This window comes from Mesocryomonas lacus (assembly GCF_055730105.2).
Genome location: NZ_JBUZWF020000004.1, coordinates 347,607 through 364,978 on the forward strand (window position 1 = coordinate 347,607; position 17,372 = coordinate 364,978).

20 protein-coding genes and 1 tRNA gene are annotated in these 17,372 nt (G+C 61.9%); 9 read left to right on the forward strand and 12 right to left on the reverse strand.

Annotated elements, in window-relative coordinates; all coding sequences use genetic code 11:
* The first annotated feature begins 233 nt into the window (after window positions 1–233).
* Complete coding sequence (locus tag ACZLZQ_RS15830) at window positions 234–1,736, forward strand: ATPase domain-containing protein (protein ID WP_472950190.1); 1,503 nt, start codon at window positions 234–236, stop codon at window positions 1,734–1,736.
* 70 nt (window positions 1,737–1,806) lie between these two features.
* The gene (locus ACZLZQ_RS15835) at window positions 1,807–3,816 is read left to right on the forward strand and encodes an ATP-binding protein (protein ID WP_472950191.1); all 2,010 of its coding nucleotides are present in this window, start codon (window positions 1,807–1,809) and stop codon (window positions 3,814–3,816) included.
* A 141-nt stretch (window positions 3,817–3,957) separates the two neighbouring features.
* Here the strand turns inward: ACZLZQ_RS15835 and ACZLZQ_RS15840 are convergent, their stop codons facing one another.
* Window positions 3,958–6,132, reverse strand: coding sequence for a histidine kinase dimerization/phosphoacceptor domain -containing protein (locus tag ACZLZQ_RS15840; protein ID WP_472950192.1), 2,175 nt, complete (start codon window positions 6,130–6,132; stop codon window positions 3,958–3,960).
* A gap of 435 nt (window positions 6,133–6,567) precedes the next feature.
* Between ACZLZQ_RS15840 and ACZLZQ_RS15845 the strand changes: the two genes are divergently transcribed.
* The 7 genes from ACZLZQ_RS15845 to ACZLZQ_RS15875 all read left to right on the forward strand — a co-directional run bounded on the left by ACZLZQ_RS15845 (window position 6,568) and on the right by ACZLZQ_RS15875 (window position 11,667).
* A tRNA-Thr gene (locus ACZLZQ_RS15845) sits at window positions 6,568–6,643 on the forward strand.
* A 161-nt stretch (window positions 6,644–6,804) separates the two neighbouring features.
* Complete coding sequence (locus ACZLZQ_RS15850) at window positions 6,805–7,980, forward strand: site-specific integrase (protein ID WP_472950193.1); 1,176 nt, start codon at window positions 6,805–6,807, stop codon at window positions 7,978–7,980.
* Window positions 7,981–8,446: 466 nt separating this feature from the next.
* On the forward strand, window positions 8,447–9,289 hold the full coding sequence (locus ACZLZQ_RS15855; protein ID WP_472950194.1) for a hypothetical protein: 843 nt from the start codon (window positions 8,447–8,449) through the stop codon (window positions 9,287–9,289).
* Between the two features lie 69 nt (window positions 9,290–9,358).
* Window positions 9,359–9,580, forward strand: coding sequence for a helix-turn-helix domain-containing protein (locus tag ACZLZQ_RS15860; RefSeq protein WP_472950195.1), 222 nt, complete (start codon window positions 9,359–9,361; stop codon window positions 9,578–9,580).
* Window positions 9,581–9,663: 83 nt separating this feature from the next.
* On the forward strand, window positions 9,664–10,050 hold the full coding sequence (locus tag ACZLZQ_RS15865) for a hypothetical protein (RefSeq protein WP_472950196.1): 387 nt from the start codon (window positions 9,664–9,666) through the stop codon (window positions 10,048–10,050).
* 1,090 nt (window positions 10,051–11,140) lie between these two features.
* Window positions 11,141–11,344 (forward strand): hypothetical protein, encoded by a 204-nt coding sequence (locus ACZLZQ_RS15870; protein ID WP_472950197.1) that lies wholly within the window; start codon window positions 11,141–11,143, stop codon window positions 11,342–11,344.
* A gap of 116 nt (window positions 11,345–11,460) precedes the next feature.
* Complete coding sequence (locus tag ACZLZQ_RS15875) at window positions 11,461–11,667, forward strand: hypothetical protein (RefSeq protein WP_472950198.1); 207 nt, start codon at window positions 11,461–11,463, stop codon at window positions 11,665–11,667.
* A 561-nt stretch (window positions 11,668–12,228) separates the two neighbouring features.
* Here the strand turns inward: ACZLZQ_RS15875 and ACZLZQ_RS15880 are convergent.
* From ACZLZQ_RS15880 to ACZLZQ_RS15930, 11 genes are all read right to left on the reverse strand, one after another.
* A complete protein-coding gene (locus ACZLZQ_RS15880) occupies window positions 12,229–12,339 on the reverse strand; it encodes a helix-turn-helix domain-containing protein (RefSeq protein WP_472950406.1) in 111 nt (36 codons plus the stop codon).
* Between the two features lie 9 nt (window positions 12,340–12,348).
* A complete protein-coding gene (locus ACZLZQ_RS15885) occupies window positions 12,349–12,675 on the reverse strand; it encodes a hypothetical protein (protein ID WP_472950199.1) in 327 nt (108 codons plus the stop codon).
* A gap of 27 nt (window positions 12,676–12,702) precedes the next feature.
* Entirely contained in the window at window positions 12,703–13,158 is a 456-nt protein-coding gene (locus tag ACZLZQ_RS15890; RefSeq protein WP_472950200.1) for a hypothetical protein, read from the reverse strand.
* Entirely contained in the window at window positions 13,155–13,652 is a 498-nt protein-coding gene (locus ACZLZQ_RS15895) for an HNH endonuclease (RefSeq protein ID WP_472950201.1), read from the reverse strand. Before ACZLZQ_RS15895 ends, ACZLZQ_RS15890 begins: the two co-directional genes overlap by 4 nt.
* On the reverse strand, window positions 13,652–13,837 hold the full coding sequence (locus ACZLZQ_RS15900) for a hypothetical protein (protein ID WP_472950202.1): 186 nt from the start codon (window positions 13,835–13,837) through the stop codon (window positions 13,652–13,654). The genes ACZLZQ_RS15895 and ACZLZQ_RS15900 overlap by 1 nt, the downstream gene beginning before the upstream one ends.
* The gene (locus tag ACZLZQ_RS15905; protein WP_472950203.1) at window positions 13,827–14,033 is read right to left on the reverse strand and encodes a helix-turn-helix transcriptional regulator; all 207 of its coding nucleotides are present in this window, start codon (window positions 14,031–14,033) and stop codon (window positions 13,827–13,829) included. The genes ACZLZQ_RS15900 and ACZLZQ_RS15905 overlap by 11 nt, the downstream gene beginning before the upstream one ends.
* 2 nt (window positions 14,034–14,035) lie before the next feature.
* Window positions 14,036–14,998: a recombinase family protein gene (locus ACZLZQ_RS15910; protein ID WP_472950204.1), complete on the reverse strand. Its 963-nt coding sequence runs from the start codon at window positions 14,996–14,998 to the stop codon at window positions 14,036–14,038.
* Window positions 14,995–15,963, reverse strand: a complete 969-nt coding sequence (locus ACZLZQ_RS15915) for a YqaJ viral recombinase family nuclease (RefSeq protein ID WP_472950205.1) — start codon at window positions 15,961–15,963, stop codon at window positions 14,995–14,997. Before ACZLZQ_RS15915 ends, ACZLZQ_RS15910 begins: the two co-directional genes overlap by 4 nt.
* Complete coding sequence (locus tag ACZLZQ_RS15920) at window positions 15,960–16,157, reverse strand: hypothetical protein (protein ID WP_472950206.1); 198 nt, start codon at window positions 16,155–16,157, stop codon at window positions 15,960–15,962. The genes ACZLZQ_RS15915 and ACZLZQ_RS15920 overlap by 4 nt, the downstream gene beginning before the upstream one ends.
* On the reverse strand, window positions 16,154–16,414 hold the full coding sequence (locus tag ACZLZQ_RS15925; protein WP_472934187.1) for a hypothetical protein: 261 nt from the start codon (window positions 16,412–16,414) through the stop codon (window positions 16,154–16,156). Before ACZLZQ_RS15925 ends, ACZLZQ_RS15920 begins: the two co-directional genes overlap by 4 nt.
* Window positions 16,415–16,534: 120 nt before the next feature.
* On the reverse strand, window positions 16,535–17,155 hold the full coding sequence (locus ACZLZQ_RS15930) for a helix-turn-helix transcriptional regulator (RefSeq protein ID WP_472950207.1): 621 nt from the start codon (window positions 17,153–17,155) through the stop codon (window positions 16,535–16,537).
* Window positions 17,156–17,372: the final 217 nt, after the last annotated feature.

Sequence of the window (17,372 nt, forward strand, 5' to 3'; positions counted from 1 at the left end):
GAGCACGTCATCCAACCTTTCGTGTCGCGCGGAACAGGCGCAAACCCCTCACGCGGAGCAGCAGGGAACGAACCGAGACGACGGCCCGCTGTCGAAGGCGATGGCTTTCAGCCGGCGATGATGGGCCTTGTTCCCGTACGGGATATGCTACATCACCACATGGTGTCTTCGCACCACAGGGTCCGCTCCAGAAACGACAGGCGGTCCGGAGTTCAAGGCGGGTACAGTTTTCGATGACGAATGCCACCGATCGCATTTCCTCGGGCAATGACGGGCTCGACACCATCCTCAACGGCGGCCTGCCCGCGAACAGGCTCTACCTTCTCGAGGGCGCGCCAGGGGCTGGCAAGACGACGATGGCGCTGAACTTCCTGTTCGAGGGCGTGCGACGCGGGGAAACGGGGCTCTATGTCACCTTGTCGGAAACTGCCGAAGAGCTCGGCGCGGTCGCCAAATCGCACGGCTGGGACCTCGATCAGCTCGACCTCTTCGAGCTCTCCTCTGCCAATTCGGTGCTGGGCGAAGGCCATGCGCAGTCCATCCTGCACCCTTGGGAAATGGAGCTCGGCGGTACGATCCGCCTGATCCAGGATGAGGTAGAGAAGGTTCGGCCGAGCCGCATCGTCTTCGACAGTCTCTCCGAGATGCGCCTCCTTGCGCAGGACCCACTCCGCTACCGGCGGCAGGTCCTGGCGCTCAAGCAGTTCTTCGCCGGCCGTAAGGTGACGGTGATGCTGGTCGATGATCTCACCGGCTCGAACGGCGAGCGTGACACCCAGCTGCACAGCCTCTGCCACGGCGTCGTGACGCTGGAGCGGCAGACGCTCGAATTCGGCGCGGCCCGTCGCCGTCTGCAGGTCCAGAAGCTGCGCGGCGTCGATTTTGCCGCCGGCTATCATGACTTCGTCATCCGGCCCGGCGGCATCACGGTGTTTCCGCGGCTGATCGCACCGCACCACCAGAACGCCGAGATCGGCGGCCCCGCGTCAAGTGGCGTTGCCGAACTCGACGCCTTGCTGGGCGGCGGGCCGCGTTATGGCACCAGCGTCCTGATCTCGGGACCGGCAGGGGCGGGCAAGACCAACATCGCCCTGCAATATGTCGCCGCCGCTTGTGAACGTGGCGAGCCCGCGACCATCTACCAGTTCGACGAACGGGTCGGCACGCTCCTTGCCCGCAGCGCGCAGCTCGGCCTGAAGCTGCAGACCTATATCGACGACGGCCTGCTGGTGATCAAACAGGTCAACCCGGCGGAACTGTCGCCCGGAGAGTTCGCCTGGCTGGTGCGCAGCGAGGTGGAGGAGCGCGGCAGCCGCATGCTGGTGATCGACAGCCTCAACGGCTATCTCGCCTCGATGCCGCAGGAGAAGCAGCTGCTGCTGCAGATGCACGAGATGTTGTCCTACCTGAACCAGCAGGGCGTGGTGACCTTCCTCATCAATCCGCAGCACGGCTTGCTCGGAACCATGTCGACCGGAACCCTCAACGTCTCCTACATCGCCGACACGATCGTCCTCGTCCGCTTCTTCGAGGCGGGCGGGCGCATCCGCAAGGCGATCTCGGTCCTCAAAAACCGCAGCGGTGCACACGAGGATACCATCCGGGAGTTGCGGATCGACGTCCGCGGTGTGCGCGTCGGCGAGCCGCTGGTGGAGTTCTCCGGCGTCCTGACAGGCACGCCCCAGTATATCGGCGCCGTGAACCCGCTGCTGGAAGACCGCGACATTGGGCTTTAGGACTGCCACCGAAGGCCATCGGGTACTGATCACGGCGCCGTACGGACGCGATGCGGAAAGCGTCGCGGCGTTGCTGCGCGACGAAGGTTACGAGGCGCAGGTCAAGGCGACCTTGCAGGACGTTGCGGCCGCGCTCGACGAGCACACCGGCGTCGTGCTCCTGACCGAGGAGGCCTTGCAGGCCGATCTTGCGCCTCTCAAGGCCATCCTCGAAGCGCAGCCGGAATGGTCGGACGTTCCCTTTGTCCTCCTCGCGGCCCGGCAGGGCGGACGGGTCCGAACAGCCGAGACGTTGCGCCTACGCCTGCCCGAGGTCGCGACCAACGTCATGGTTCTCGAACGGCCGCTCGGTTCGATCTCGCTCCTCAGCGCGGTCGCCTCCGCCATGCGCTCGCGGCAGAAGCAGTTCGAAATGCGGGACCGGATCCACGATCTGGCGGAGGAGCGGGCCCGGCTCTCGGCCTTGCTGGACAACCTGCCGGTCGGCGTGAACTTCGCCGATCCGAGCGGCCGGACCGTCCTGTCGAACCCGTCCTACCGGCGCTTCCTTCCCAACGGCTCGCCGAAGCCTGGCGATATCGGCGACACCCCGGAATGGCAGAGCTTCGACGTCGACGGGCGGCGCCGGACGCCGGCGGATTTCGCCGGCACACGCGCGCTGCGCGGCGAGCGGGTAGAGGGCGTCGAGGCCCTCTACCGGCTGGAAAACGACCAGGAAGTCTGGACGAGGGTCAGCGGCGTGCCGCTGCGCGACGCCAACGGCAAGATTTTCGCCGCGCTGACCGTGATCGTCGACGTCGACACGCAGAAGCGGGCACAGGAGGCGCTGCAGCGCTCGAGCGAGCAGCTGGAGGCGCAGATCCTCGAACGGACCGCCGATCTCGAGGAGGCCCTCGATCATCTCCGGGCCGAAAGCGAGGACCGCGAACGGGCTGAGACGGCCTTGCGGCAGAGCCAGAAGATGGAAGCCGTCGGCCAGCTCACCGGCGGCATCGCCCACGACTTCAACAATATGCTGGCCGGCATCGTCGGTTCGCTCGACCTGATGAAGCGGCGGCTCAGCACTGGCGAACTCGAGCGAATCCCGAAATATATTGATGCGGCGATGACATCGGCTCAGCGCGCCGCGGCGTTGACGGCACGGCTCCTCGCTTTCGGGCGACGCCAGTCGCTGGATCTGGGGCCCGTCGATGTCAACGCGGTCGTCGGCAGTCTTGACGACCTCCTGCGGCGGACGCTCGGGGAGGGGATCCAGATCTCGCTCGCCCTGTCGCCCGATCTCTGGATCAGCCGGACAGACACGAACCAGCTGGAAAACGCCCTGCTGAACCTTGCCATCAATGCCCGCGACGCTATGCCGGAAGGCGGCACGCTGACCATCGAGACCGCGAATGTCGTGCTCGACGCCAAGGCTGCGCGCCAGCACGAGGGGCTGTCGCCGGGACGGTACATCGTCATCCGGGTCCGGGACACTGGCACCGGCATGTCGGAGGGGACGCTGAAGAAGGTGTTTGAGCCTTTCTTCACCACCAAGCCGATCGGGCAAGGCACCGGCCTTGGCCTTTCCATGATCTACGGCTTCGTGAAACAGTCGGAGGGGCATGTCGACATCGCCAGCGTCGAGGGCCAAGGCACGACGATCCGGCTTTTCCTGCCGACCCAATCGACCAACGAGGTCGAGGCAGCCGACCAGACGCCGATCGCTCCGGACGGCAGGGGCGAGACCGTACTCGTCGTCGAAGACGAGCCGCTCGTCCGCATGCTGATCGTCGACGTCCTGGAAGAGCTGAACTATACGGCGCTCGAAGCGCCGAGCGGGGACGAGGCCTTGCCGATCCTGCAATCCGACCAGCGGATCGACCTTCTCGTCACCGATGTCGGCTTGCCCGGCATGAACGGTCGGCAACTGGCTGAACTCGGACGCGGCCTGCGGCCGACACTGAAGATCCTGTTCGTCACCGGCTATGCCGAGAAGGCGGCGGTGCGCAGCGAGTTCCTCGGCGAGAACATGGAGATCGTGACGAAACCCTTCGCCATGGAGGCCCTTGCCACGAAGATCCGCGAGATGATCGAACGCTAAAGCGCCTTGCGCCGGGCCGAAGGAAACAAACAGGGTATCGGCTTCGGCTCGCCGGCAGCCGAGGACAGCGCAAGTCTCCCGTCGCCGGTTAAGCAGTGACGAGGCCGGCGCCGAGAGAGGACCGTCAGCCTCCCGGCTCGTTCAAGAGACGCTCTCCTCGATCGGGGCCGACACGATCACCCTGAGACCCGGCTCATTGTCGGCATAGTCGATCGTGCCTTGCAGCCGGTCGACCATCGCCTGCATCATCCGCGTGCCAAAACCTTTCTCGGTCCGCGTCAGGCCGCTTCCTTGGTCCGCGACGATCAGGAGAAAGCGGTTCCGATACTGTTCGAGCGTGACGGCGATCTGGCCTGTACCGCCGCCATAGGCATATTTGTTGGCGTTGATTACGAGTTCCGTCAGGATCAGGCCCACGCTCACCGCCCGGTCCGAGGCGATGAGGATCGGCGCGAGATCGAAGGCCAGCTGGTCGCCGCCATCCCCGCCCATCGATAGCCGCGTGTCGACGCAAAGTTCCTCGAGATAGCGCGACAGATCGACCGTCTCGACATTGTCGTCGCGGTACAGCCGCTTGTGAACCAGCGAGACCGCCGAGAGACGCCGCTGCGCCTCATCGAGATGGCCGGTGAGGACCGGGTCCTTGATCGAGCGCGACTGCAGGCTAAGGAAAGCGGAGACCAGTTGCAGGCTGTTCTGGACGCGGTGATTGACCTCCTTGACCAGGAAATCTTTCTGCTGAAGCAGCCGCTCCTTCTCCGCCAGCGTCGCCGTCAGCTGGGTGTTCAGCTCCTGCAGGCGCCTGTTCTGGCGCGACTCGGCGACCGTCCCCTTAATGCGCTGCGCCGCCTCGACCTCGCCGAGGGTCCACGGACGGGCCAGTCCGCGCACCGTCTCGCTCCAGGCGTCGAAGGAGGCCCGCGGGTTGAGCGCTTGCCCCGGCACCTGGTCGACGGCCTTGTGCGGATTGCCGGCCCAGTTGATCACCTCGACCTGCTCGGCCCGAAACCACATGAAGACGATCGGCGTATCGCTCGACAAGGTGACCGTCAGCAACCCGCTCGCCGCTTCCCGGTAGGCAGCAGCCCGCGGAAAGATGCGCGACAGCTGGTGGGTGGCGAAAGGCTCGACGCGGGTTTCCGCCCCCAGCCATTGCGCGAGCTCGCGCACGTCCTCGGCCGGCGGACATGACCCGTAAAGATCGACTTTCGCGCCTTGCACGAGCGCGAAACCATCCGCCCCCAACATGCGCTGGATATCGCCCTGCGCGCCGGTGATGGCGTGATCGATGGCCGTCATGCGGGCGAGTCGCAGGGTAATCACGTCCTCGGCCGACCGCAGCCGGAGCCGCTCGCGATACGCCTCGGCCTCTTCCTTGGCGCGAACCTGCCGGGCCAGGCTGCCGGCGAGCATCCGGCAAGCGGTGCGGACATCGCAGGTGAGGTTCTTCGGCGTCTCGTTGTGGCAAGCGACGAGCCCCCACAGGAAGCCATCCTTGACGATCGACACCGAGGCGGAAGCCCCGACGCCCATGTTCTTCAAATACTGGACATGGATCGGCGAGACACTGCGGACCGAGACGTCGCTCATGTCGAGAGGGCCGCCGATCATCGTCGGGCGCAGCGGCGCCGGCTGGTAGCCGACGTCCGGGATCACCCGCACATGGTTTCGTACGTAGAGCGCGCGCGCCTGCTTGGGGATGTCGGAGGCAGGAAAGTGGTGGTTGAGGAAGGAATGCCGATGGGGATCGCGCGACTCGGCGACGACAACGCCGGCATCGTCGTCGAGAAAGCGGTAGATCATCACCCGGTCAAAACCGGTGAGCTGGCGGAACAGGATGGCCGCCTGGTCGCAGAGCGCGATGAGGTCAGGCGCCCGACCGAGACGGGCGCCGGCATTGTCGAGGAGCATCAGCACTGACGTCGCCGAGGGTGGCCTGGCGGGCGCCGGTTCCAGCTCGATCAGAATGCGCGCCCCGACGCGGTGGATCGTGCCGTCGAAGGTTTCGCGGCGACCTTCGATCAGGCCGTCGACGACTTGGCCGCCGGGTGCGGAAGAGACGGATGGCAAGTGGGCCGAGATATCGCGGCCCATCAGAGCCTCCAGCCGTTTGCCGCGCCAGTCAGGCGCGAGCCGGCCCTCAATGTCGCCGGCGCCATGGGTCACCACAAGGCTTGTGGCATCGACGACGAGGAGCAGGCCATGGGGCTGGATGGAGCCGGGGATATGGATGGGCTCGCGGTCGCAGATGCTGAGATCGGGTCCGAGATCGGAGGGATCGCTCGAGCTCTGGAGGCTCGCCGTCAGGTCAGTCAATCGATACCTCGTATCCCGGAATCACCGCATGTCAGGGTTGATACGCGCCCGACCCAGCCGACATCGCCGCTCTGTTTGCCAACTAAGGCGATTTTTGGATCGTAAGTCGCTATAACGCCTCGATTGACGTCACGCCATCAGATTCCATTGCGGATCAATGCCTTCTAGGCTGCATGACGCGGTATTCGGACGCCGCGGGGCGACACGGGCACCGTCAGCGAGGGTGGGCTGCCGGACGGGTAGAGGAATGACTGCGGCGGCCGCTGCCTTCAATAAACCGCCCGTCCCGACGCCAAGGCACTCGACAGCGGCACCCCACCCGCAGTATTCAAAACCCGACCACCGACCGGCGCGAACTGTCCGCCGCCCGAACGAGGTCCGTTTGCCGCCCCAACTCGGCGAACGCGGTCGTAGGCTCTGCCCGCCGATCGAGTTGCCGGCTTAGCTCAGTTGGTAGAGCACCTGATTTGTAATCAGGGGGTCGCGGGTTCGAGCCCTGCAGCCGGCACCAACAAAATCAAAGACTTAACGTTCCGCCGCCATGCCCCATTGAAGCGGCTTGGTAGCCATTTGGTAACACGAGCGACATTGGCCGCCTGTGGACGCCGCGCGAACGATGGTCGATATATGATGACAACGCATGGCAAACGTCAGCATTGCACAGGGGACAAAATGGCAACATCTACGAAGGATCGTCCAACCCGCGGTGTGCCCGGCACCGCTTGGAATGATTCGAAGACCCCCGGCCTTCGCCTTCGTCATCTCGCCACGAAGAGCGTTTGGTATCTCTCCTACCGGACGAAGGCCGGAATCCAACGCAACCAAAAACTCGCCGACGAACAGCTCCTGACGCTGACCGCGGCTCGAGAACGAGCGCGGAATGTCCTAGAGCGCGTGAGCCGAGGCGAGGATCCTGCCAATGAGCGGGCGGCGCTTGCCGCCAGAGCGACCCTTCAGGTGCTGAGGGAGCGTCACATCGCCGAGCATGCCGCAGAGAAAAACAAGCCGGTGTATCGCAAAGAGCAGGAGGCAAAGTGGGATAACGTCGTACTGCCGTGCCTCAAGCCCGACACGGCGGTTGCCGACGTAACCGACGCAGACATCGCCCGGCTGCATCACTCGCTTCGGGCGACGCCTTACGCAGCCAACCGGACCATGGCGATGTTGCATAAGGCCTTCGAACTGGCCGAGATGTGGGGCATGCGGCCGAGGAACAGTAACCCTGTCACTGTCCAACGTTACAAAGAGAAAAAGCGGACCCGGAAGCCCCACGCTGACGAAGCCATCCGACTGCTTAAGGAACTCGACAACATGCGGAACGACTCCCCGCATTTCGTCGGACTCGTTGAATTGCTGTGCTTCACCGGCGCTCGCCTAAGCGAGATCAAAGCCGCCAAATGGGAGTGGGTCCATGACGACGGGCTCCATCTTCCTGACTCAAAGACCGGCGAGAAGATCGTCCAGCTCTCGTCGCATGCACGCGAGGTTCTTGCCAGAATTCCGGTCCTACACGACAACCCCTTCATCATCATTGGCCATCGCCGAGGGCAACACCTAGTCAACGTCTCTAAGCCTTGGGCGCGCCTTATGAAGGCTGCCGGCATCAAGGAACGGCTCGTACGGCACGACCTGCGGCGGTTCTTCGCAAGCGCTGGACTGTCGAGCGGTATAAGTCTCTCGCAGGTCGGCGAGCTTCTCGGGCATATGGAGGCGAGCACAACGAAGCGTTACGCGTTCTTGCTAACTGGCGCCGCTCAGCAGGCGGCTGAAGCTACGTCCGCCAGTGTCCGGAGCATCATGACCGGCGGCGGCAAGGTTACTCACCCAGAACTGGTAAGCAACGCTTGACCTAAAGGCGACTTCACAACTTAGTGATCGAGCGGAGTTTATGTACTCCGATTGAAAATTTTTAGGCGTTTACCCGTCGTGCAACCCACGCAAGAACAGGCTAACAGTCTGTTAATCATCAGCCAAGTAGACAGACGGGCATTAGCGTTTGCATATTGCAAACTGAGGGTTTGGCTGGTAGAAATCGCTCAGTTGACTAGAGCCAAGTTTGATCGCATTCTCAGCGCGTCGGAATAAAAAGAATTCCGATGCGGGTTGAGAGCCGCACCGAACGTAGGCGCCATCGACGCGCCGGATTTTGCCCGAGCGCGTTTTTTTCGTGCCCGGCAGACAGCCGGCTTTATGGTCAGGCGCAGTGGGAGGCTTCGGCCTGCCGTGCCCTACGTCGCGGTCTCTCAACCCGCTGTAGCCTGACCGCCCATTTGAGAGTGCTCGGTCAGGTCAACCCCAACGTAGGATGACCATCATGACATCGCTTGCGCTATCCGACCTCCATCTTGTCAAAGACGAACCCCGGGTTCTCGACCTCACGCTCGCAGAGCGTTTGGGCTACGATCGCCCCCGGAACGTGCGCTTGGCCATCGAGCGGAATCGTCCTGAACTACAAGCACATGGGATTTTGCTTCAGACTGAAGCAAATTCGAAACCGGCTCGCGGGCGTCCGAGTGTTGGGTACTGGCTCAACGAACCGCAGTCGCTGCTCATCTGCATGTTTAGCCGGACGCCACAAGCCGCAGAGGTTCGCAAGCAGGTCATCGATGTCTTCATGGCATGGCGCGCCGGGCAGGGCGCTCAGACCACGGCGGTGATGCCACAGCCTGCCAGCGCTGGCGTTTTAGTCGACGAGAAGTTCCTCACCGACCTTGGCACAATCCTCAGCGTCGCCACCATCCGCCGCCCTCCGGGGTTCGAGCCGCTCGCGGCCACCATGGCGGTTTTCCAACTGCAGATGATCCTTGCCGAGGCAGTTGAGAACGGTCGCTCAGCCGTTGCGTATGACCGCCAGGGGAAGGCGGCGCTTTCGTCGATGCCAATGACCGCGCTGGCCGGGATCTACAAGCGGCAGCGCGACGCCTTCGACACGTCGCGCACGGCGCTCAACGAGAACGTTGACCCGGAAAGTGAGTGGCTACTTGAGACGGCGCAGCGAAACGCGTTCGAGTCGATCGAAGCGATCGCGGCCGAGGCTAAAACCCGGCGTCCCGACAATGAGACGGATCGCGAGGCTTGGCGCTTCGTCCTCGTCGACATGGCGGTTCTACGGGGCACGCCGATCGATGAAGTCGCGAAAATGATTGCAGCCTTCTGACGCTAGGAATGTGGCAATTCCCTCGGAGCGGATATGCGCTACGCATAGGCTGGCTATGAGGGGATTGCCGTGTCCGACGCCCGCCGTGAACTTACCTTGCTGATGAAGGCGACCCGAACGTCGCAGAAGCGCCTTGCTGACCTCCTTGGCACGGCGCCAACCACCGTCAACCGATGGGTCCGGGGCGAGCGCGAGGATGCAGTCGAGCCACCGTTCTACGCGGTCAATTTCATGCGTGCCTATATCCAGTTGCCGGACAAGACGCGGGAGCGGTTGCCACTCGCTTCATGATGCGATCAACCTCGATTGACCGACAATCAGAAAGAGAACAGAGTAGGAACATCTTGAAGGGAGTTCCTCTGTCCGAGACCGTAATGCCCGGCGCCGGCGCCGAAGCCACGACGTTCCTCATCTCCCCGCCGAGGCGCGAGGAATGGAATCAACAGACCGTGGACGAACTGTTGGCGCACCTCTCAGCCCGTCTGCCGGCGCTCACGTTTCACGTCATGCTGCATACCCCTATGGGCGATGACCATCTGTTTTCGTGTGTGCCGCTGTTGAATGGACCGAGCTACGCCAACGACGACGCGGACGGCTATATGCGGATCCTCCGGCGCCCTAGCGAAGCGACTATTGATCTTATCGTTTTGGCGCTCGACGACTTCCCGCCGCAGCCTGCAAGAGCGACCGCGAATGCCATGGCAGCGGTCGAAAGCTCGCGTCGTCTCGCTCGGCTAGGCCAACGCCGACAAGCTCATTGAGGATGATGCAGTTAAAAGGCAGGCGCCTGACCGTTACCGCGGTACTGTCTGTGAATCAGAAAACAGCTTCGGGAGCCGGCCTACGGCGAGCGTCGGAGCGTACCGCCCTTTCGCCGATCGCCACAGGCCTACTCCCGACCATAGTGGAGAACTGGCAAACTAGAAGATTGCTGTCTTTAGGGTATGTTTTGACTTTCTTACCAAAACGAGTTGCTCTGACCGTACGGCCTCAAGCGCTCGGCTAACTAAGCGGATAGCATTTGCAGTCAGCGGACGCCGGAAGCAAAGGGGCTTCCTCGGTAAGTTCAGGCGCCCTATCGAAAATGACGACACCGGTGAGGCTTCCCATCAGCGGCAGCGAATGCTTGTCTGCTCTACCTGCAATTGAGATGGTGCTACATGACGTCGAAATGCCCGAAGTGCGAAAAGCTGCTTACTCGTCTAAATTTGGAGACCGTCGACGGCAGTTCAGGTGTCGGCTCTACCGTCTGGAAAACCGTCGTACTATCCTGCCCGCTCTGCGCGACGGCGATCAGCGCTCAGATAGACCCGATCGCAATCATGGCAGAGACAGTCAAGAAGGTTGCATCCATGCTGAGGGTGCAGACGTAGCTGTCGGTAGTCCTTTAGATAGGGACAGTTAACCCGACTTCTCCACGGCGTTCACTCGAGAAAGCTGACGCCATTCATCTTCGAACGGTCTGATAGTCTCGATTGTAGCTAAGCGACCCAGACCGAGGAACGACATGGCATTAAGCCCAGCAAACCATTCAGTGGCGAAGGAGGAGCTGGCCGATGGACGGATTCTCATCAAAGTTTACGAGGGCGCCGCTCGGCCGCGGGAAATCCTGTGCCAAGATTCGGACGAGGCAGATCTGATCTATTACCGTGAATATGAGATACAGCGGAAAGCGGCCCTGTAGCGATCTTTGTCAATCCGCGGGTCATCATCGTGCTCGGCGCGGCCGGCCCGATTTGAATGTTCCGCAACCAAATCTTAAGCATAAAACGCACATCCCAGTTTTCAGCCTAACTTTAATGAGCTCACTGCGTTGGACCCTGCATGGTCGCGAAATGCGAGGGAGAACGCGTGTCCGCTTTCATGACTAAGTTGAGCTTCGCCCTGAAGGTACCCCCTGCAGTCTCTGAAACTGACCTTGGCATTATCGAAGCGATGATCGAGATCGGGGCGGACGATAAGGAGATATCCGAGCAATTTGGCTACTTGTTGCCTGTGATCAGGAAAGTGCGGATGAACCAAAACAATTCTCCCTACCGGGTCCTGGCTTCTTGAACCCCCAGTATGGTGGCAGAAGTCCTAGAAGCCGCGCAAAGCTCCTAGCTCGGAATCTAAATCACGGTCTGAACCGGTCTCAGGCTTGTTCTACGCTTCGAGGAATGAGGTGCAAAATGACCTACGATCGGTACAGCCTGGCGGAAACTGGTGATGGGACAACGTGGTCGATCATCGACCTGTTTACCGGGCATCCGGCGTTTGTTCGCGATATTGCGCTCGACCACTTGGAGATCGAGGAAGCCGACGCGCTTATCGAACTGATGAATTTCGCCGACCATCAGAAGCGCGTTCTGTACGCTGTCCGCCGCGAGCTGGAATAACCAACGGTCTAGTATCGACAACCGGATTGCAACGGACAAGTTGAAGCGCCTAAGGCGAACCGGCGACACCAATTGACCTAGTGTCTCCGGCCCTTTGTACCTGCTTCAGCGCTGACACTGGAGTACCCTTAGGCGCGGTTTTCAACCCTCGACAATCGAGCCTGCCTGAGGCTTGAGACATGCGTAAAAACGTTCTTAATCCGTTGCGAGGTGGCGCTGATCTGTCGAGCTTCGATAAAAATTAGTTTTAGCGGCCTCTCGGTAAGGCGAGTGATTTCGCGCTGTTGGAGGTCCGCTGCAGCATCGTACTTACTCTCGTTAGGAAGCAGTTGCCGACGTGCGATCTGCCGCTCTGCTTATTGGCGGCGCTCGGAAATCTTTGATCGGCCGGGAAGGGCGCATTGCCGCCATCTGTCGAGCCTAATCCAAAAATCCGGTATCCGCCCATTCTCGCTGTCGAATGCAAATAGCGCCGCTGCCGACTGCGACAGTTGGTTTACACAGAATTAAGGTCGAGCCGCGTTGATGACGAAGTCAGCTATTCTCTAACATACGATAGACCTACATGCGTGAGCAGCCGAGCTCGCGGGCAATCGCCGACGGGCCAATGCCGGCCGCATGCATCGCCTTGATGCGGTCGCGGTCAAATCGGCGTTTGCCACCCGCAGTCAGATCTAGGGCTCATTTCCTTATCTTCCTGGCGGCAATCCGGTCGAGACGCTCAATTTCCGCAACGATGAGAGCGCCGGCCTTCACCAGATCACGCCGCGGGTCGGTTGGCTTCCACCAGTGCGACAACCACGGCCAAGCCATGGGAACGCCGAGGCGCTTTCTCGCGGCGGGGTCGTCGATCGACGCGCGGTGCGCGTAAGCGGATGCGGCCAGCGCAAGTTCCCCGGCCATGTGGAAGTCGTCGTCCGCAATGCTGTGTCCCTCACCGTGGACTTGGCGATTGCGCTCCAACGCGATTTCCAGCAGCGGCGTCAGTTTATCTTTACATTCTGGCATTTTATGATCCTTTAAGGTTGCAATATGTCAACGCGGACGCCGCATGACGACCTCGAAACCGAAGGTCTCGGCAAGGGCGACGAAGTTGGAAAGGGCCGGGTCGCGCTGGCATTTCCGCCAGCCATAGAACGAAGGCAGCGATATGCCCGACCGCTCTTCCATGTCGGACAGCGACCACTGGCGAGACTTCCGAGCGTCGGCGATAATGTTGATCGCCGCCGGCACGTCCCGCATGTCCGTTTCGAAATCGGCCCGACGCATGAAGACTTCAAAGCCAAACGCCGTCGCCAGTCTGACCAGCTTCGAAAGCGACGGGTCACGGTCCTGCGTCAGCCAACCCCGATAGGAATTGAAGGACAGCCGGGCTTCCTTCACCATCTGGACCATCGAGACGCCACGCGCGCGCCGCTCGGCGTCGATGGCCGCCATAGCCTCAACCTGCCGGCGCAGGTTCACCTCTTTCGGGGCAAGGGTGGCGCTCATTGCCAACCCCGCATTTTCTCCCGAAGACGGATTTTCTCGACGGCGGATATGTCGCCGGCGATGTTGTTGCAGCGGGCGTGCGCCAGGTAGGCGTTAGAGATGTGGTTCGGCCCGCCATGCGAGATGCTGACGAGGTGCTCCACACTCGGCGCAAAGTCGGGATGCGACGACTGATCAGGGGCGACCACGTCAGCCCCGCAGAAGAAACACCCGCAGCCATCACGCGCGACGATCACAGGATACCGCTGCTTGAGCCGTGATGACCGGCGCGTTTTGGAGGTTGGCGACAGCCTCGGCGATCCGCCGTCGAGGTAGAGGTCTACAATCTCCGACAGCGGCGCCGGCCAAGTCTGTTTGCCTCGGCGGTTCTTGTGCACGACGTGAACACCGGACGACGTTCGGACCCGGAGCACCTCGTATGGATTCGTCGGGGCAAGGACTTCGGCGCCGCGACGGCCGAGCCACACCTTGAAGGCTTCGAGATCCCGCACCATCAGACGAGACCAGACTCGACGGCCATGCGGCGAGGCAGACTTAGACGGTGATAGCCGCCTGTCGCTGTGACCTCCGCATGTGCAAGGGACACGGTCGCCACCTTGCCGGTGTCGACATTCTGGACGCGGGCGACACGCTCGCCGACGTTCAGCAGCCGGACGGATAGCTCGACGCTATCGGGCATTGGACACCTTGTCGCGAGTGCCCGTGCGGACCTGCCCCCTAAGGTGAGCCTCGAGCGACTCTTGCGAGTAGAGAACCCGACCCTGCATTTTGATGTAGGCGGGGCCGATGCCTTGAGAGCGCCAGCGGGCGACGGTGGAGGAGGTGACGCGCAAATACGCGGCAGCCTCCTCCGTGATGAGGAAACGGTCCGACATCGTCAGGCCGGGCTATAGTCGTCGTCTTCGGCGTCGCCGAAGGGGACATGGTCGTCGTTGGCGTCTACATCATTGCCGTCGTCTTCAACGACTTCGGCATCCTCGACCTCGGCGTCCGGCTCGGGCTCGGCGGCAGCGGCGGCGGCCGGCTCGGGCTTCTTCTTTGGTGGCTTGTCCGCCTTCGGTTCTTCTGCCGGCTTGCCCCGCGCCATGGCGGCATGCACGCCACTTGCGCGGCCTTCCGGCTTCGGCTCGACCACGACGGGATCAGCGACGGGCGCCGCCTGGCGCGGCGTGATGTCATGGAAGTCGGAGATGTCGAGCACCTCGTCTTCCATCGGCATGCCGTTCAGGATGTGCGGCGCGTACAGCCGGCCGAAGAACGCCGCGGCACGATAGCGGATCATCAGATCCGGCATGGTGACCCATTTGGAGCCGGGCTTCGTGTACCAGCCTTCGGCAACCGCCATGGCGATGGAGACGGGCGGGCCTTCAAGGATTTCGCCGGTGCCCTTTTCGGCGGTCCAGGCGACGCATGTCATGTCCTCGACATCCGTTTTTGCCGTCACCTTCGTTCGGTTCCCCTTCGGGCCTTCCCATTTATCGAACGAGACGGACCGCTTGCCGAGCTTTTCGATGCGGAAGCGGATCGGAGCAAAAAGGCCGCAGCTATTCAGGGCGCCGATGATGAACGACGATGCCCACGACGGCCGGCCCTCGATGATGTGAAGGTTCTGCATCACGACGAGGGGCGACAGGCCCATGCGTCCGGCGGTGTCCATCGCTATGAGAGCGTTGCCGATGTTGTCGACCCCGCGGTAATTCGAGGGAACAAGGTCCGAGGATACAAGCGCTTTCGCGATGCGCTGCGCCTGTTCAAAAGACGAGGTGGATGAGAAGACCGAGAGTGCCCGGTCCGGCTGCTGAGACTGCACCGCAAGGGCGTTCGAGGACGTGTCGCTCATGTGGATTCCTTGGCTTTGGTAATGCGGACGTTGCGGAAGGACGACGCCCGTTGGGTGATGACGGCCTCGGCGCGATGGGTAGTGCCGGCCGAGACCTTCCAGCCGGTCGCGATGACGCGTTCGTGGTCGCCGATGTTCTCGATGAGTTCGGCCCGAGCGCGCTTCTTGTCTTCTTCGGCGGCCTTGAAGACGAGGCCGGCGGCGTGGTCGGCTTTGATCAGCGCCAGCAGGTGCGTGGCGACGTCCGGCTCGGCCGTATCGAGGTCGAGTTGCTTGCCAATGGTAGCGTTGCGGTAGAGCGTCCGGATGGTTTCGTAATCGGCGAGGTAGTCTGCCGGCGGCGGATCCTGCCGGGCAATGCGATCGAACAGTTCGCCGATGCGCAGCCCGATATCAGCACCGACGACCCGGTCGCGTTCCCGCCGGTAGACGAGGGTGTCGTTGCCGCCGATGAGGCCGCCGATGGCACCCCAATTGAGGTCGCAGGCCTCAAGCTGATGCTGAAGCTGGAACTCGATGTGTGCGGGGGCCTCGTCCTCCGACCAGTCATCTTTGGCGATGAACTTGTCGACGTTCTTGATCTCAAGCAGGCCGTAGCCGAGTTCCGGCTTGGCGATGTCCTCGATCACGTAGTCAGGCGAGGCACCCATATGCGGGAACTTCACCGAGCGGGCGTAGAGGAACGGATGAGCATCAACGATGCGCCACCCGTTGTCCTCGCAAATGCCCTGTGCGATTGCATTCTGCAAACGCTTTCCCCAAAGCATTCGGTCATTCTCGGTGAAGACCACCTCCACGTTGCCGGCGAGCCGATGATAGAGGTCGAACGGCGTCATGTAGGGCGAGACGCCGTAGAGGGCCGCTGCCGCCGTCGCAGTGACGTCGGGAGTGCGAAGCTTGTGCCAGGAGGCTTCCTTGCGAGGCCAGAACCACGAAGAGCCGGAGTAGATGATGCGGCGGCTCATGCAACTTGATCCGGCGAACTGGACCACTCGGAAACGAGGTCGAAGCCAGTGGCCTTACCGAAGCCCTTTCCGGTTGCGTCCCAGCTTCGGCCGTCGATGTCGAATTCGATGTAGACATTGACGGCAGGCGACTTCATCGGCCCAACCTTCGCGCCGATCGTGTCAACGTAGCATTTCCCTGCCACGATCCTCACGCCCGAGCCTCCTCAACAGCCCGCGCCCGAAGCACGTCGTCGAGGGCGACCCAACCGCCGCCGTAGCGGACTGCGATCGTTGACATTTCGTCAACGTCAAGGTCATGCGAAACGCCGTCCAACGTGACGGACGCACGGCGCACATGCACCTCGCCGTCATTATCGGGATCGTTCGGGCTTTCGTGGCCGGGCGGCGGCAGCCTTCCGTCCATGGCCGCGGTGACATCGCCGAGCAGCGTCGGCACCGTCACCGTCATATCGAAATCTCTTCGACCCATCCTCAAAACCTCCGTTGCTTTTTGTCATTTGCGTTTGCAATATGTCAACGGAAGTGGCATGTGTCAATCACGGTTGGTTAAGGAAACGATTTTATGCGGTCAGATGGGGCGAAGGCCAATAAGCGGTTGGAAGGACTCGATGTCCGCGTCGTGGATCAGCTCACCGTTGAGCGGGATGACGGTGTAAAGGTTCGGCGCGTAGCCGCGACGGGCCTTGCCGTAAATCACCTCGCCGGAACGCAAGTGGATGAGGCCTGTCCGGTCGAGCCCGCCGGCGCCGCCAGGCTCAGCTTTTCCGAAAGCCGCAATGAAGCCGTCCCAAACATCGGCCGCGGACTGCGCAGTGCGGAACTGCAAGCCCATAGCCTTCTCGGGCAGGTCCCACGGAAACTGCACGGTTGTTCCCGGCGCGCCGTCGTGGATGACGGCGCGTCCCGTGCCGTCGAGGTAGCCGATGACTTTCAGGCGACCGTACGTGCCTCCGGTGGTCTCCACGCCGGCCCGGCGAGCGATTTCGCTGATGGGCAGGTTGAACACGCGGGCAAATTCGTTGGCTTGTTCAACCCGCATGCGCCGGTGACCGTCCAGAAGAAGCGAGAGGCTCGACGGATCCGTGTTCAACAGCTTCGCCGCGGCACGCTGCGTCAGCTTCCGGTCGGCAAGCTGATCACGAAACCACTGGCTGTCGATCTTGGGCCCGGTTTGTGCGTCGTCGCTCATTTACGTCTTTCCCTCGTTTGCAAGTTGCGATCATACTAGCCAAAAATTGGCGAATTGTCACTAGTCCCTATTAGGCAGCATCCAATAACATGATTACCGAAACACCACTTGATATGACGGTTCGATTGTTGGCGAACGGCTGTCGGGCGAAGCTTGCCCGTTTGCTTGGCGTCAACCGCTCTACTGTGACCGGTTGGGGCAACGCTGAACGCCGACC

What these genes read in the sequence shown, in the direction of transcription:
- ACZLZQ_RS15830 (WP_472950190.1), top strand. Translation starts at nt 234, where the DNA reads ATGACGAATGCCACCGATCGCATTTCCTCGGGCAATGACGGGCTCGAC.
- ACZLZQ_RS15850 (WP_472950193.1), top strand. Translation starts at nt 6,805, where the DNA reads ATGGCAACATCTACGAAGGATCGTCCAACCCGCGGTGTGCCCGGCACC.
- ACZLZQ_RS15855 (WP_472950194.1), top strand. Translation starts at nt 8,447, where the DNA reads ATGACATCGCTTGCGCTATCCGACCTCCATCTTGTCAAAGACGAACCC.
- ACZLZQ_RS15865 (WP_472950196.1), top strand. Translation starts at nt 9,664, where the DNA reads ATGCCCGGCGCCGGCGCCGAAGCCACGACGTTCCTCATCTCCCCGCCG.
- ACZLZQ_RS15875 (WP_472950198.1), top strand. Translation starts at nt 11,461, where the DNA reads ATGACCTACGATCGGTACAGCCTGGCGGAAACTGGTGATGGGACAACG.
- ACZLZQ_RS15885 (WP_472950199.1), bottom strand. Translation starts at nt 12,675, where the DNA reads ATGCCAGAATGTAAAGATAAACTGACGCCGCTGCTGGAAATCGCGTTG.
- ACZLZQ_RS15890 (WP_472950200.1), bottom strand. Translation starts at nt 13,158, where the DNA reads ATGAGCGCCACCCTTGCCCCGAAAGAGGTGAACCTGCGCCGGCAGGTT.
- ACZLZQ_RS15895 (WP_472950201.1), bottom strand. Translation starts at nt 13,652, where the DNA reads ATGGTGCGGGATCTCGAAGCCTTCAAGGTGTGGCTCGGCCGTCGCGGC.
- ACZLZQ_RS15900 (WP_472950202.1), bottom strand. Translation starts at nt 13,837, where the DNA reads ATGCCCGATAGCGTCGAGCTATCCGTCCGGCTGCTGAACGTCGGCGAG.
- ACZLZQ_RS15905 (WP_472950203.1), bottom strand. Translation starts at nt 14,033, where the DNA reads ATGTCGGACCGTTTCCTCATCACGGAGGAGGCTGCCGCGTATTTGCGC.
- ACZLZQ_RS15910 (WP_472950204.1), bottom strand. Translation starts at nt 14,998, where the DNA reads ATGAGCGACACGTCCTCGAACGCCCTTGCGGTGCAGTCTCAGCAGCCG.
- ACZLZQ_RS15915 (WP_472950205.1), bottom strand. Translation starts at nt 15,963, where the DNA reads ATGAGCCGCCGCATCATCTACTCCGGCTCTTCGTGGTTCTGGCCTCGC.
- ACZLZQ_RS15925 (WP_472934187.1), bottom strand. Translation starts at nt 16,414, where the DNA reads ATGACGGTGACGGTGCCGACGCTGCTCGGCGATGTCACCGCGGCCATG.
- ACZLZQ_RS15930 (WP_472950207.1), bottom strand. Translation starts at nt 17,155, where the DNA reads ATGAGCGACGACGCACAAACCGGGCCCAAGATCGACAGCCAGTGGTTT.